The organism is Methanofollis formosanus (assembly GCF_019633745.1).
Taxonomy (GTDB): domain Archaea; phylum Halobacteriota; class Methanomicrobia; order Methanomicrobiales; family Methanofollaceae; genus Methanofollis; species Methanofollis formosanus.
On sequence record NZ_CP037968.1, the window covers coordinates 2,535,034 to 2,548,516 of the forward strand.

At 60.6% G+C, this 13,483-nt stretch carries 13 protein-coding genes and 1 tRNA gene; 6 read left to right on the top strand and 8 right to left on the bottom strand.

The features are described 5' to 3' along the window. Positions 1-62: 62 nt before the first annotated feature. A complete protein-coding gene (locus E2N92_RS11600) occupies positions 63-587 on the top strand; it encodes a type 1 glutamine amidotransferase domain-containing protein (RefSeq protein ID WP_281425808.1) in 525 nt (174 codons plus the stop codon). Here E2N92_RS11600 and E2N92_RS11605 read toward each other — a convergent pair. Further along, on the bottom strand, positions 571-978 hold the full coding sequence (locus E2N92_RS11605) for an NUDIX hydrolase (protein WP_220681315.1): 408 nt from the start codon (positions 976-978) through the stop codon (positions 571-573). The genes E2N92_RS11600 and E2N92_RS11605 overlap by 17 nt on opposite strands. Before the next feature lie 49 nt (positions 979-1,027). Next, positions 1,028-1,846, bottom strand: a complete 819-nt coding sequence (locus tag E2N92_RS11610) for an MBL fold metallo-hydrolase (protein ID WP_220681316.1) — start codon at positions 1,844-1,846, stop codon at positions 1,028-1,030. A 150-nt stretch (positions 1,847-1,996) separates the two neighbouring features. On the opposite strand from E2N92_RS11610, the gene E2N92_RS11615 reads away from it, so the two are divergent. Together E2N92_RS11615 and E2N92_RS11620 are read left to right on the top strand one after the other, a co-directional pair. Continuing rightward, positions 1,997-2,069, top strand: a tRNA-Gln gene (locus tag E2N92_RS11615). A 376-nt stretch (positions 2,070-2,445) separates the two neighbouring features. Continuing rightward, entirely contained in the window at positions 2,446-3,072 is a 627-nt protein-coding gene (locus E2N92_RS11620; protein WP_220681317.1) for a MarC family protein, read from the top strand. A gap of 505 nt (positions 3,073-3,577) precedes the next feature. On the opposite strand, the gene E2N92_RS11625 is transcribed toward E2N92_RS11620, so the two are convergent. Further along, complete coding sequence (locus E2N92_RS11625; protein ID WP_425515755.1) at positions 3,578-3,796, bottom strand: type II toxin-antitoxin system HicB family antitoxin; 219 nt, start codon at positions 3,794-3,796, stop codon at positions 3,578-3,580. Continuing rightward, positions 3,796-3,984: a type II toxin-antitoxin system HicA family toxin gene (locus E2N92_RS11630; RefSeq protein ID WP_220681318.1), complete on the bottom strand. Its 189-nt coding sequence runs from the start codon at positions 3,982-3,984 to the stop codon at positions 3,796-3,798. The genes E2N92_RS11625 and E2N92_RS11630 overlap by 1 nt, the downstream gene beginning before the upstream one ends. Positions 3,985-4,788: 804 nt before the next feature. On the opposite strand from E2N92_RS11630, the gene E2N92_RS11635 reads away from it, so the two are divergent. The 3 genes from E2N92_RS11635 to E2N92_RS11645 all read left to right on the top strand — a co-directional run bounded on the left by E2N92_RS11635 (position 4,789) and on the right by E2N92_RS11645 (position 6,761). After that, the gene (locus E2N92_RS11635; protein ID WP_220681319.1) at positions 4,789-4,974 is read left to right on the top strand and encodes a hypothetical protein; all 186 of its coding nucleotides are present in this window, start codon (positions 4,789-4,791) and stop codon (positions 4,972-4,974) included. A 150-nt stretch (positions 4,975-5,124) separates the two neighbouring features. Then, positions 5,125-6,309: an FkbM family methyltransferase gene (locus tag E2N92_RS11640; RefSeq protein ID WP_246589356.1), complete on the top strand. Its 1,185-nt coding sequence runs from the start codon at positions 5,125-5,127 to the stop codon at positions 6,307-6,309. Positions 6,310-6,314: 5 nt separating this feature from the next. Then, positions 6,315-6,761, top strand: coding sequence for a CBS domain-containing protein (locus E2N92_RS11645; protein ID WP_220681321.1), 447 nt, complete (start codon positions 6,315-6,317; stop codon positions 6,759-6,761). Here the strand turns inward: E2N92_RS11645 and E2N92_RS11650 are convergent. The 4 genes from E2N92_RS11650 to E2N92_RS13735 form a co-directional block, all read right to left on the bottom strand. Further along, positions 6,727-7,902: a cation:proton antiporter gene (locus E2N92_RS11650; RefSeq protein WP_220681322.1), complete on the bottom strand. Its 1,176-nt coding sequence runs from the start codon at positions 7,900-7,902 to the stop codon at positions 6,727-6,729. The two genes, E2N92_RS11645 and E2N92_RS11650, sit on opposite strands and share 35 nt — an antisense overlap. 27 nt (positions 7,903-7,929) lie before the next feature. Beyond that, complete coding sequence (locus E2N92_RS11655; RefSeq protein WP_220681323.1) at positions 7,930-9,837, bottom strand: sensor histidine kinase; 1,908 nt, start codon at positions 9,835-9,837, stop codon at positions 7,930-7,932. Between the two features lie 143 nt (positions 9,838-9,980). Further along, positions 9,981-11,126 (bottom strand): radical SAM/SPASM domain-containing protein, encoded by a 1,146-nt coding sequence (locus E2N92_RS11660; RefSeq protein ID WP_220681324.1) that lies wholly within the window; start codon positions 11,124-11,126, stop codon positions 9,981-9,983. A gap of 170 nt (positions 11,127-11,296) precedes the next feature. Continuing rightward, positions 11,297-13,477 carry a PKD domain-containing protein gene (locus E2N92_RS13735; protein WP_281425777.1) on the bottom strand — a complete coding sequence of 727 codons (2,181 nt, stop codon included), beginning with the start codon at positions 13,475-13,477 and terminating at the stop codon, positions 11,297-11,299. Positions 13,478-13,483: the final 6 nt, after the last annotated feature.

Below are 13,483 nucleotides of genomic sequence, written 5' to 3' on the forward strand. Positions count from 1 at the left end.
CCCCCGCCGATACCTTCATTCCAGCGGAGGTCCACCGGTCTCCGGGTGAGATCCAATTGGCAGTGATTGCAGTCCTGATCGGGGAGCGGTTTGAAGACTCCGAGTATACCGAACCGGTGAAGGCCTTCCGTGCCGCGGGTCACGAGGTCGTTCACCTCGGGCTGAAGGTGGGGAGCACGGTCACCGGGAAGAGGGAGGGAACGAAGGTGCGGATCGAGCGGGCGGTCGGGGACACCGTGCCCGACGACTACGATGCCCTGCTCATCCCGGGAGGATATTCTCCCGACCACCTCAGGGCCTACGACGCCCCGGTCGAGTTTGTCCGTGCATTCATGGAGAGTGGAAAACCGGTCTTCGCCATCTGCCACGGGCCGCAACTCCTCATCACCGCCAGGGTGATCAAGGGGCGGCGGGTGACCGGGTGGCGGTCGATCGTGCAGGACATCAAGAACGCGGGCGCGGAGTTTGTCGACGCCGAGGTGGTGGTGGACGGAAACCTCGTCACCAGCAGGCGGCCCTCGGACCTCCCGGCCTTCATCGACGCGTCGCTGAAAAAAGTCGGGGTGATGATCACACAATCTGCCTGACCGCGTCCTTCAGCCAGGGGACCGTCCGGAACATCTCGATCTCATCGAAGCTTGCCCAGGCCGATGCCGTGTGGCCGGGTGCAAGACGGAGGTTCTTCTGCTGCGGCTGCTGCGGGTGCGCCACCCAGATCTGGTGGACCTCGGTCTTCCCCTCCCAGGTTGATTCGCAGGAACCGGTGCACCCGCAGATCTCGAGGTTCAGCCCGGTCTCCTCCAGGACGGTGCGTACCAGGCAGCCGGGAAGAGATTCTCCTTCCTTCACCATCCCGCCCGGGAGTTCCCAGAGGCCGGGATATTTTTTCAGGTATTCTGCACGCCGGAGAAGAAGGACCCTCCCCTCTTTGTCGGTGATGATTGCCCGCACCGAGGCAGGTGTTTCGCGCTCTGTCATCAGACCACCGCCGGGATATCCGCGGCGATCGATAAAAATCTGCGGGCGGTCACCCCCAGAGTTCCCGGCGCCGTGCCTCGAGAAGTCTGGGTCGCACACCCATGAAGGCGGCGGCCGGAACCCCGCCGGCGTCTTCGACCCACCGCAGGCCCCCGACACCTCTGAGAATGTGGTGGTCGATGACGAGCGTTCTTGCAACGCTGGCGATGCGGGCGGCATGGGCACGGGCGCGGTCGGCCTCCTCCCAGGTGGTCGCGGAGAGGTACAGGGGCGGGCCCGAGGTGTAGACGAGCGTCGGCCGCCATGCCAGGACCGTCGCGACCGCCTCCGCGGAGAGGAGCTGGGTGTCGGAGGCGTGGACAAAACACTCGTTCCCCTCCCGCACCGCGACGATCATCACCGGCCCGCTCCCTCCACCGTGGGCGAAGGGGTCGGCGCAGGCGATGACCCCGTCGTCCGTACCACCGGCGGCAGGCAGGGCGCGGCCGAGGGCCTGGGCGAACGCCCGCCGCCGCGCCCGCGACCTCCCTGATTGGCCGCCCTCGCCCGGCACTCGGATCCGGCACTCCACCGGTGGGGTGAAGGCGGCGAGGGGGATCTGGGAGGGGTCGGCGTCGGCGTCGGCAAGGGGCATGTGGTCGCCGTGGAAGTGGGTGACGACGATATCGGTCGCCCGCGGGAGCCACCCGAGCACCGCCTCCCTCGTCCGCTCGGCCGCCGCGGCCTCGAGAGGATGGGGCGGGAGGCCGGAGCGTTTCGGGGCGAGGGCGACGCCGGGGTCGATGAGCACCGTCCGGTCGGCGGTCAGGACGACGGTCGCCATCGAACGGGCACCGAGAGACTCGGCGCCGAGGAAGAGGACCTGCATCTGATCGCCACCTGGGGGTGAGGAGGTTTATAGCTCCCGACCGGGTACGACGCCGTCGCCGCGGCGGGATGAACGCGAATAAATAGGATTCTGTCCAATGAATAGAAGGCCGGTTCTCTGGGTGACAGGGACTGGTGCGCTTGAGAGCAGACCCCCGTAGTGTAGTGGTCAATCATGCAGGACTTTGGATCCGGCGACGGCGGTTCGAATCCGCCCGGGGGTATAGGACTTTTCTTTTGTTGAGGATTGGGCGGGTGCGTAATCGTCCGGTTCGGTTGTCGTTGTCAGGATGATCTTCAAGTTTCAGGAGTGGCGGCGGCGAAGATTATGAACTCTGGGATTCATAATGGGTTGATATGAACTCTATGGTTCATAGGTGATCGATCGGTTTTGATCGATCCCCTGAGTGGGGGTCTGGAGGGACGCCGGACATGGGGGCTCTGATCGTCCTGTCTTTGCCGTTTTAGATTTTGATCTGGCCTATCATGGGGTGAGGGGTCCGGTCGCCGCACTTCGCCGATCCCCGCAAACCTTATCCTCCCGGACCACCAGGACACCCTGAGACTGGACATGAGCACCAGATCCTGGGGGGGTAACAGATGGACCTGCTGATGATTGCACAGGCGTCGATCGCGCTCTTGATGATCACGACGCCGCCTGATCCTGTAAAGATCCTCTTCTTCAACACCATCGTCGCCAACCGCGAGGAGCGGCGTGCGCCTGCGGCACTGAAAGTGGCGCTGATCGTGGCCGTCATCCTGGGCGGTTCGGCGCTCGTCGGACGGCAACTCCTCGGCCTGCTCGGCATCAATCTCGGGGCCTTCGGGATCGTCGGGGGCCTGGTGGTGGCGGGCATGGGCTTTGAGATGCTCTATAACGGTGCGCCGAGCAAAACGCAGGGGAAAGAGATCGAGGAGGAAGGGCCGGAGGACGAGGGCAGCCTCATCATGCCGCTCTCGATACCCCTCATCGCCGGCCCGGGTGCGATCACGACGGCCATCACCCTCGCCTACCAGGGCAATCAGATCGATCCCCTCATCGCCACGCTCATCGGCGTCGGCGTGGTGGCCGTCGTCATCTTCGTCTCCATGAACTATCTCGGCGGCCTGATCTCGAAGGTGAGCGAGCGGACGATGGAGTTGTTGTTGCGGATCGGCGGTCTTGTTCTTGCCACGCTCGGGGTTCAGATCCTTCTTGGCGGGGTCGTGAGGTATTTTGGGTTGTAGAGGGGGAGGATGGAAATTTTTTGGGCTGCGTTCATGGAGCGAGAGCACGCCTCAGGCATACCACATGGAAAATTTTTATGGTAAACTCTTGATCGCTCCCCTCGTGCCGGGGTGACGAACAGGAATGGAGCACCGTGCCGCCCCGCCCCTATCTTCGTCGTGGGGGTCCGGGGGCGGAACCCCCGGTGCGAGACGGCAGAACAATTTCTCCGAACAGGGGGCGGCATGTCTGGATCATCATGCCTTCCCTCATGTTCGTGCCGGGGGCGCTGCCCCGAAATCCCTGGGATGGAGATAGGGCCGGGAAGGCATCTCGGGGTTCAGAAAATACTTCTCGCCTTCAACTCCCTTTCATGATGTGAGAGGAAACCATTCCCCTACACAAAGAGAATAGCGATCATGATGGGCGTCGTGTGCCGTCCTGTCTGCCCCCCGCCACTCTTTGTGTAGTGAACCGGGGGTGACCTACAGAGTTTGTAAAATGATTTCGGTCTTTGCGTCCAGTTTATTGCACGGTCACATAGGACGCGAAGGACTGCGGCTCAGGCACGGGGAGACCGTCTTCGATCAGTCCCCTGACATGCATCTCGATGGCGACCTGCATGTTCTCCTCTGCTTCCTCCCGCGTCTTCCCGGTCGCCACGCAACCGGGGAGGTCGGGAGAATATGCCGAATAGTTCCCTTCCGTCTTTTCGATAACGATGAGGTATCGATACATTTTCATCACCTCTTTAGTCCTGCCTGTTTTAAAATACTATTCAGTGTTCCTGGGGCAAGATTCTCTGAGGGATGGCCGGCGATGGTGATCCGCCCCGGTTTTATCGGGTGTTTATACTGGCGGTGGCTCCCTCTGGTAGCGACCAGGTACCACCCGTTTGCCTCTATCAGGGAAATGACCTCTCGCACTCTCATGGGATCTTCAGATATAGGAACAATTCGTGGTGTTGGATTGCGATTCTTGTATCTTCTGTGGGAGGAGGTGGGGAGGTGCAACCTGTGGGAGCATAAGAAAATCTATGATTTTCGAAGGGTGACAGACTCTCTCAGTTGAGGGATTGTACACAACTAATTATTTGGAATCATTATATTTCGGGCGCTGACCTTTATGATTACGTTTATATGTGGAAATCGCTTCACTTTCTTCATTTAATGCTCTTGATCGTGATCTTTTCGCAGTGTAAGTTATTGAAGTGAATTTTTTTCCAGAACGAACATGCTCACCTAGACGACGATCAATGTCGTTTGTAATGCCGTGATACACGGTTTTTTTACCATCTTTAAGGGTGTAGTTGTGTGTGTTTCTCTTTTTTCGAGTTGGTTTTCTTTTTGGGGGCATTAATATCAAGTAGAAATAGAGTATGACAATCAAATATAATTATTGGTGAATGTATGTTGAATAATTTTTATTTGAGTCTTCTATCTTTATGATAGACCATATGAACAATCGCTAATAGACGAAATAAGTATTGAAACAGAATGAATTGCTAATAGGTACCTCAGAGTTATATACCCCTATAAATAATAGAGTAAAATATCATGGGGTGATATCAAAAGAAGTCTTTGAAACTGAAAACTGGCTGGATATGTGCCACCATATCCAGCCTCTTAACAACCACCTACATGGCAGTAGTAAAGTAATCGCAGTAACTGCTGCAATCACAATCCTTACTGCTCCCTCTATTTATTCATCGGCATATGTGTGTCGAATATACCATCATGAAAAGGAAAGTTCAGATGAAAGAAATAATTGAAAGTATTGCGGGGTTGATATTTCTCGCCGCAATATGCTCCGCTTTTAGTGGGGCACCAGGTATTGGAAATGTGATGGCTGTTGGATCCGCACTCTCTATTCTCGGCGTGATTGCTGTGGTAGGCGGATTATACGCTAAGGCGTTACATTAAGGAACTTTATTTATTTTTTTGGCTGTGTAGAAACCCCCACTTTTCCTGGTGTGAGTGTGGTTTTTCCGCCTTCCCTCATGCTCCCACCGGAGGTGCTGCCCCCGAGATCCCCGGGATGGAGATAGAGTCGGGAAGGCAAAATCGGTGAACATGAAGAGTGTGCCCCCAGAATGTGAAGACGAAGATCAGTCCCCTCTCGCCACAATCTATATCCTCTCCCACGTCTCTCTCCCACGCGGGGGGATCGAAATCCCGGTACAAACCATTCAGCAGGGCCGCACCGAGGCACTGGTACGCCGGACCCTCGACGAGGTCTGGGAGCGAAAGCGGGCCGAGAACGGGAAGGGCAACCGCCTGGCCCGTGCGGCGGTCGAGAAGATCAACGGCCTCTTCCTCTGGGCCGGGACGCCGCTCGAACTCGGGTTCAGGGAACGCCACCCGGAAGTTTTCAAGGAATCGGTCGGGGTGCTCGCCGGGGCGGTCGGCGACCCGGCGAAATACGACCGCGTGCGGGCACTCCTCTCCGACGTTCGGTCGCAGGAGATCTTCGACTGGCTCGTCGGCTACCGCGTCGCCTACGCCCTCATCGGCAACGGGGCGCTCGAACTCCGCCCGCCGCCGATCGCACGCGACGAGTTCTGGCGACTGCAGCGGGAGACCGAACGCTACCGCTCGGGGCACTACTACCGCTACGACGGGAGCACCGTCCACTCGGACGCCTACGTCTTCAACACCATCTGGCTCCAGGAGCAATACCGCGTCGAAGGACTCTGCGAACCGCGGCCAGGCGACATCGTCGTCGACGCCGGGGCGTGCTGGGGGGAGACCGCGGTCTGGTTCTCCAGGTTCGTCGGCCCCTCGGGCCGGGTCCATGCCTTCGAACCGGCCGGGGCCAACCGGCGGGTGATCGAGCGGGTGGTCGAGAAGAACAATCTTTCCTCCTCGGTCGTCACCGTCCCCCTCGGGCTCTGGGATAGAGAGACGACCCTCACCTTCTCAGGGACCGGGCGGATGTTTCGGCAGAGCGGCAGCGGGGGTGGGGGCGGGGCCGAGGTGCCGGTGACCACGCTGGACCGCTATGTCGAGGAGACCGGGCTTGACCGCGTCGACTTCATCAAGATGGACATCGAGGGCGCCGAACTCCCCGCCCTCGCCGGCGCGGAGAAGAGCATCAGGGAGTTCCGGCCAGACCTCGCCATCTCGGTCTACCACCGGGCAGACGACCTCACCGAAGTCCCAATCTTTCTCGCCTCCCTGGTGCCTGAGTACCGGATGTACCTCCGCCACTACACCCCCGGCCCGGACGAGAGCGTCCTCTATGCGACGGTGCGGTGACGAGCATGGAACCCGCAGATATCCCGGTCACCACCGTCATGGACGAAGAGGTCGTCTCCGTCCTCCCCGACACTCCCCTCCCCGAGGTCTTCGAGACCTTCTCCAGACTCGGCTGCACCGACCTCGTCGTCGCCGGGCCCGAGGACCACTTCCTCGGGTTCATCACCGCCCTCGACCTCCTCGCCTCGGTCGGCCCGGTGGTGGGCGTGCGGAGCAGGGAGCGGGAGCGCTGCATCGAGTGTCTTCTTAGACGGGAGACGGCGGTGGCCGCCGACATCATGACCCGCAGCCACATCTCGGTCCCGACCACTGCCACCCTCCGCCACGCGATCGAGGCGATGGAACGCTACCGGTACCCGGTGCTCGTCGTCGTCGACGAACGCGGCGTCGCCGTCGGCCGGCTCGAAGCCTGCATGGTCATCTCGCACCTTCGGGTGGCCGGCCATCTCTGAGCGGCACCCGCCGGTATCCCCAGGCCATCAGGATGGGAGTGAGGAGGATCGAGACGACCACCATCACCGTGAAGGCCGAGAAGAGGGCCTGATCGATGATCCCGGCTGCGAGGGCAATTTGAGAGACGACCAGGGCGATCTCGCCCCGCGGGAAAAGCCCGATCCCCACCACCAGCGCCTCGGCGCGGGTTGCCATGAAGGGTGCGGCGCCGAGAAAACCCCCCGCCACCTTGCCCACGAAGGCGAGGAGGATGAGCGGGAGGACGAAGGGGGAGAGGAGCGTCTCGGTGGTCACCACCACCAGCAGCCCGATGGACGCAAAGAAGATGGTGACAAAGAACCCGAAGGCGAAATCCGCGATCCCGTCGAAGAGCGACCGGTCACTCCTGATCTCCTCGCCCAGGATCATCCCGGCCAGGAACGCCCCGATGGAATAGTGGAGTCCCGCAAACTCCGCAAGCCAGGCCATCAGCAGGGCGGTGACGATCGCCGCCGTATAGGTCAGTTCGTGGGTGCGGGCGCCCCGCGTCCTGGCAAGTGCCGCCGGCAACACCCGCCGCCCGACCACGACACTTCCCGCGATGAAGACACTGCCCGCGCCGATGGTGTACAGCAGCGAGCCCTCGCTCCCTGAGGCGACGGCGGTGAGGGCGGCAAGGAGGACGACCCCGAGCACATCGTCGATGACCGCCGCCCCCACGATCGTCGCCCCGGAGGGCGTCTCCAGTTTGCGCAGGTCGATGAGGCTCCTGACCGAGATCCCGATCGAGGTGATCGAGAGGGCGATCCCGATGAAGAACCGCTCGAGAAAAGAGAAACCCATCAGGATCCCGAAGGCCCACCCGAGGGCGAACGGAAGGACGACGCCGGTGAGGGCCGTCGAGACCGCCGCCTTCTCCGAGGCGGCAAACGACTTCAGGCTCAACCTGACGCCGCTGACAAAGAGAAGAGCGATGATCCCGATCTCTGAGAGAAAGACGAGCGGTTCGTCGAAGGTCACGAGCCCGAGCACCGACGGGCCGAGAATGATCCCGGCCGCAATCTCTCCCACCTGCGCCGGATACCCCATCCGTTCGAGGAGTTCGCCTCCGGCCTTTGCGGCGACGAGGATGAGGATGACCTGGGCCAGCGGGTCCACCATCACGGCAGGGGATCGCCGTCCCTCCCCTTATGCCTGCCGCCCCTCTCCCTTCTCCCTGACCTTCTTGAGGGTGAACCGCACCGCCGCCCCCTCCTCGGGGTTACCCTCGACCCGGTCATCGGCCCAGACCATCCCGCCGTACCGCTCCACCAGCGACCTGACAATATAGAGCCCGAGCCCCTTCCCGCTCCGCTTGTTCTCTCCCTTCTTGAACCGGTTGAAGACCGTCTCCTTCATGGCGTCCGGGATGCCAGGACCGGTGTCCTCCACCGAGACCAGCACCTCTTCGCCCCGGTCCTCCACCCTGATCCTGACCTCGCCGCCCTCTTCCATGAACTTGAGGGCATTGCCGACGAGGTTGGAGAAGACCTCCGGGAGGAGGACGTCGGCCCAGACCAGCACCTTCTCCCCCTCGTACCCGACCGCACCTGCGGGATGGTGGGCCGCCTCCTCCCTGATCACCCGGTCCAGGTCCATCGACCTGAGCGGGGGCGCATCCTGCCGGATCCTCCTGATCGTCGCGACATTCTGGATGATCCCAGAACTCCTGAGGATACTCTTCCGGATCCGGTCCGCTTCATCTCTCTCTTTCGCCGGGAGGTTCAGGAGCAGGAGCTGAGCATATCCAAGAGAGACGGCGTTGGCATTGTTGATGTCATGGGACATGATGTCCAGATAGAGGTTTGCCTCTTCGTTTGCCTCTTTGAGTTCGGCCGTCCTCGTATCGACGATCCCTTCCAGGTCCTCGGAATATTTTTTCAACGCCTCTTCCGATTCTTGAGCGCGCCTGATATTCTCTTTGAGCGCCCTGACCATCGCGTTGATCGCGTATTCCAGCCTTGAAAACTCGATCCCCTTCGTGTGCCGGATCGTATGGTCGAGGTCGCCCCGTGCGATCTGGTCGATGTCCTCGACCACCTCTGAGATCGGGCGGGAGATGTGCTGGCTCCCGACATAGGCGAAGACGATGCTGAGGAGGATGGCGAGGAGGGCGATCGTCAGTTGCGAGACGAAAAGCGTATCGAGTTTCTTCTGGAGCGGAAGGGTGGTGTAGGTGAGTTCGATCACCACGCTCATATCTGAAGCATAGTCGGGGTCGCGCAGGTCGAGGTAGAGGTAACGGACCTCGGTGCCGGTCGCAGGGTCGGGGTAGATCGCCCCTTCCCGCTGTGCAAGCACCCGTTCCACCCGCTCTTTCTGGAGGGCGGGCATCTGGTAACTCTTGTTCCCGATGACATTGCCCATCGTGTCGAAGAACCTGATCTCGGTCAGGTCGGGGTTGAGATCTTTGAGGTTCTCGCCGGTCTCGACATAGGAGAGGTCGAGACTCCGGTCTTTGAGCAGGTCGGTGACCAGGCCGAGTTCGAAGAGATAACGGTGATCGGGAGTGGGCATGTAGGCGTACTTGCGCACCTTCCTGGTGGACTGCTCGCGCACCACCCGGTCGGCCGAGAAGGTGTCCCCCTCCCGGAGGAGGGTGATGTACTCGTAGAAGTACGGAACTGTCTTGAAGTCCAGGCCGATCTCTTTTTCATAGGTGGAATACGCAATGATCCCTTCGGCGTCAACGATATAAAGGTCCATCTCGCCGCCGAATTCTTCTTTCAGTCCCTGGAGGTCCATCTTCGACGGGTCCCGGCCTGAACGTTCGTACTCCTCCAGAAAACCCCTGAAGCCGTTTCGCATCTTGTCGTTGAGACTGTCGTCGTACTTTTTCAGGCCGGCGTCGACGAGGGCCATCCACTGCAGAATGCTCTTCTCGGTCTCCTCCTGAAGAAGGAGGTTCTTCTCGACGAGTTCGTCTCTGGCCTCGATATAGGAGAGCGAAGAGAGGACGGAGATGACGACGACGATGAGGATGATGAAGAACGTCATCAGGTACTGGTTGAAAGAGCGTTCTTTGCGAAACTCCAGGGGCTCAAAAGATTTCCTCATCCTGCTATCTGGCTCTCCTGCAGGTCCTCCCGCAAGGCCTGAGAGGCGGACCTGCATTTCCTGAAGAGAATATGGTAGCTGACGATAAATCTCTTTTTAAATGGATTGGGGATCTGAAGGGCCCCCTTTTGGAAAAAGTAGATCTATGGTTTGTCTGCCATCTTGCTGAAACTCTGGGAGTAGCCATTCGATCGCGGGCGCATTGCCAGGTCAACGTTTTTTGCCGAGAAGCACGGGGCTTTGCAGAGCAGTTGAGTCCCGCAGTTGGCGACCAGTTCCCTGAAGCGACGCGCGCGTTCCCCGGTCCAGGCCTCCATGAATCCTTCGGAGGCGACATTCCCGAGCACCACATGCGGCATCGAGGAGCAGGGCAGCACCTCCCCGTACGGCGAGACATAGGCCGTCGCAAACCCTGCACCACAATTTGAACCTTCGTCGAACCTGAGTTTGTTATCTTTCGCCTCCCTGGGCGTGAGCGGGAAATCGTCGGAGGAGAGCTGGACTTCGATGCCGAAAAGCGCCCCGAGTCGCTGGAGCCGCTGCGCACTCTCGAGGTCTGCGGTATAGCCGAGCAGATCGGCGTTCTCCGGGTCGGCGGCCCTGCCCACCTCCTTGATCGCCGAGGCCTTCACCTCACGCACGCCGCAGGCGGCCAGGTCGGTGAAGAGATCTTCGAGATGTTCCTCGCTCCTGCCCGAGAGGGTGAGCCTGACCACCGTGTGGTTCTCGGTCTCTATCAGGTTGCTCACGGCGCGTAGCGCCTTCTGGTACGTTCCTTTCCCCCGGACACTGTCGTTGATCTTCTCCGCCCCTTCGAAACTCACCCGCACGTCGAGGACGCCGAGCTTCGCCAACCTGGCCGCGACCTCCTTTGAGACCAGCAGCCCGTTGGTCGAGATCATCACGTTCATCCCGCAGGCGCGGGCATGAGCGATCAGAGGAAAGATCTGCCGATACACAAAGGGTTCCCCGCCGGTTATTGCAACGTCCAGGACGCCGGCCTGTGCGCATTCGGAGAGAAGCGTACAGGCCTGTTCGAAGTTGAGTTCTCCCGAGGCGTCGGCCGTCGGCGACGACCGCGTGATACAGTGCCGGCAGGAGAGGTTGCAGCGGTACGTCGGGTCATAATACAGACGGAGCGGGGCGAGCGGGTGACCTTTCGGCGGCACCCAGACCTCGTCTGCGCCCATGTCGTCATGGGGCGGGAAGGTGTGGATGGCGCCGTTCGTCCGGTCATAGTAGATCTCAGCCTTCCCCACCGTTCTTTTGATCCATCGTTTCTGAACCATTTTTCCTATCCTCCTTTTTTCATGGTCGATGGTCTCAGCCCCAGGCCCGCACCAGGCGGACGGACGAAATCCTGCAGCACTGGTGCAGGTCTCCGATGGCCCTGGCCGTTCAGTTCCCCCCTCTTTTCTCCGGCACGTTCCTTACTGTTCCGGGAAAAAATGGTGGTTGTTCAGACCATCATGGCAAGTGTCACGACATCGTCGTAGTCGATTTCGCCGTTTCCGTTGAAGTCGAAGAGTGCAACCAGGTTGTTCTCCTCGATCCACTGCATGTTGGCAAAGAACGCGACGACGTCGTCATAATCGACAATACCGTTCCCGTTGATGTCCTCGTACTTCCCGTCGCCGTTCGGGTCGGTCGGTGAGTTTTCGTAACCCGGGAACGGCGGCGGCGGTGTGATGGTGATGCTGGCCGGCGTGGTCGGCGGGAAGAATGCCGCACCGCCGTCCGCGTCCATCACCCGCACCTCGACCAGAAGTTCGGCAGTCCCTGCTCCCTTCCCCTCGATGGTCACCGTCCCGAGTACCACGTTGGTGGCATTGGCCTGGATCGAGTCGTTGAGATCGACCGCCTCCATCCATGCCGTGGAGTTCGGGAGCAGCGAGGTCTCGTTGAGAAGTGCCCATTCAGGGAAGGTGATCGCGGTGATGTTCGCGGTGGCCGGGTCGCTGATGCTCAGGTTCAGCGAGTACCCGGCAAGTCCGTCCACCGCTGAGTCGAGGACCAGGTCAAGGGTGGTGACGTTCCCGGCCGGAATAGTGACGGTGGACGGTACGAATGAGATACCGACCGGCAGCGGTGCGCTGGAGACGTTGATGTAGCCCTCCTTGACCATGGTGTCGGTCTCATTCGCTTCGTCCGCGACGGTGAGACTGACAGTGTAGGGTCCCGCCTCCTCGTAGGTGTGGAACGGGTTCTGCTCGGTCGAGTTGGTGCCGTCGCCGAAGTCCCACTCCCACGCCGTCACGTTCCCGGTCGAGAGATCGGTGAAGGTGACGGCAAGAGGTGCGTTCCCTGTGGTGGTGTCTGCCTCGAAGTCCGCGGTCGGTCCGACCGGCGGCACCACGCCTGAGACGTTGATGTAGTCCTCTTTGACCATGGTGTCGGTCTCATTCGCCTCGTCCGCGACGGTGAGACTGACAGTGTAGAGTCCCGTCTCCTCGTAGGTGTGGAACGGGTTCTGCTCGGTCGAGTTGGTGCCGTCGCCGAAGTCCCATGCCCATGCGGTCACGTTCCCGGTCGAGAGATCGGTGAAGGTGACGTTGAGCGGTGCTTCGCCCTCGGTGGGATCGGCCTCGAAGTCTGCGGTCGGCCCGACCGGCGGCACCACGCCTGAGACGTTGATGTAGTCCTCTTTGACCATGGTGTCGGTCTCATTCGCCTCGTCCGCGACGGTGAGACTGACGGTGTAGAGTCCTGCCTCCTCGTAGGTGTGGGCCGGGTTCTGCTCGGTCGAGTTGGTGCCGTCGCCGAAGTCCCATGCCCACGCGGTCACGTTCCCGGTCGAGAGATCGGTGAAGGTGACGTTGAGCGGTGCCTCGCCCTCGGTGGGATCGGCCTCGAAGTCTGCGGTCGGTCCGACCGGCGGTGCCGGTCCGCCGCTGACCATGATGTAGTCCTCTTTGACCAGAGTGTCGGTCTCATTCGCCTCGTCCGCGACGGTGAGACTGACCGAGTAGATCCCGCCCTCCTCATAGGTGTGGACAGGGTTCTGTTCGGTTGAGTTGGTGCCGTCGCCGAAGTCCCACTCCCACGCCGTCACGTTCCCGGTCGAGAGATCGGTGAAGGTGACGTTGAGCGGTACGACGCCGACCGTCACGTCGGCCTCAAAGTCGGCCGCAAGTCCGGCCGGCGGCACCTCGCCGGTGACATTCAGTTCACCCGGCACAACGGTGGCGTTGTACGGCGTTCCGTTGACATCTTCGATCGACTCGGGCGTGACATTGATCGCGCTCATCCCTTCCACGTCGCCGCGTACGGTGACGGTGCAGAGCGTGATGTTCGTCTCACCCGCGAGCCCCTCGGGGTCGAACGCCTGTGCCCAGACGGAGTCTGCAGGCAGCGATCCGTTCTCAGGCTCAAAGGCCCACTCCGAGAAGTTCAGGTCGACGATCTCCGCGATCTCCGGGTCTTCGATGCTGATCGTGATGTTGAACCCGGCCAGCCCCTCCGGGGCGGCGTCCAGAATTACTGCAAGGTCTGTGGTCTCGTTGAGCATCACCTCAGCCGACTCGGGCATGAGCATGATGGAGACCGTCTCATTCCCCTGGTCCTGTGCCAGGGCCCCCTGTGTTCCGAAGACACAGAGGATAACGATGCCGAGAAGCGGCATAATACGCTTCACGTTCATCTTTTC

What these genes read in the sequence shown, in the direction of transcription:
- E2N92_RS11660 (WP_220681324.1), bottom strand. Translation starts at nt 11,126, where the DNA reads ATGGTTCAGAAACGATGGATCAAAAGAACGGTGGGGAAGGCTGAGATC.
- E2N92_RS11640 (WP_246589356.1), top strand. Translation starts at nt 5,125, where the DNA reads ATGAAGAGTGTGCCCCCAGAATGTGAAGACGAAGATCAGTCCCCTCTC.
- E2N92_RS11605 (WP_220681315.1), bottom strand. Translation starts at nt 978, where the DNA reads ATGACAGAGCGCGAAACACCTGCCTCGGTGCGGGCAATCATCACCGAC.
- E2N92_RS11655 (WP_220681323.1), bottom strand. Translation starts at nt 9,837, where the DNA reads ATGAGGAAATCTTTTGAGCCCCTGGAGTTTCGCAAAGAACGCTCTTTC.
- E2N92_RS11610 (WP_220681316.1), bottom strand. Translation starts at nt 1,846, where the DNA reads ATGCAGGTCCTCTTCCTCGGCGCCGAGTCTCTCGGTGCCCGTTCGATG.
- E2N92_RS11635 (WP_220681319.1), top strand. Translation starts at nt 4,789, where the DNA reads ATGAAAAGGAAAGTTCAGATGAAAGAAATAATTGAAAGTATTGCGGGG.
- E2N92_RS11620 (WP_220681317.1), top strand. Translation starts at nt 2,446, where the DNA reads ATGGACCTGCTGATGATTGCACAGGCGTCGATCGCGCTCTTGATGATC.
- E2N92_RS13735 (WP_281425777.1), bottom strand. Translation starts at nt 13,477, where the DNA reads ATGAACGTGAAGCGTATTATGCCGCTTCTCGGCATCGTTATCCTCTGT.
- E2N92_RS11625 (WP_425515755.1), bottom strand. Translation starts at nt 3,796, where the DNA reads ATGAAAATGTATCGATACCTCATCGTTATCGAAAAGACGGAAGGGAAC.
- E2N92_RS11630 (WP_220681318.1), bottom strand. Translation starts at nt 3,984, where the DNA reads ATGAGAGTGCGAGAGGTCATTTCCCTGATAGAGGCAAACGGGTGGTAC.
- E2N92_RS11645 (WP_220681321.1), top strand. Translation starts at nt 6,315, where the DNA reads ATGGAACCCGCAGATATCCCGGTCACCACCGTCATGGACGAAGAGGTC.
- E2N92_RS11650 (WP_220681322.1), bottom strand. Translation starts at nt 7,902, where the DNA reads ATGGTGGACCCGCTGGCCCAGGTCATCCTCATCCTCGTCGCCGCAAAG.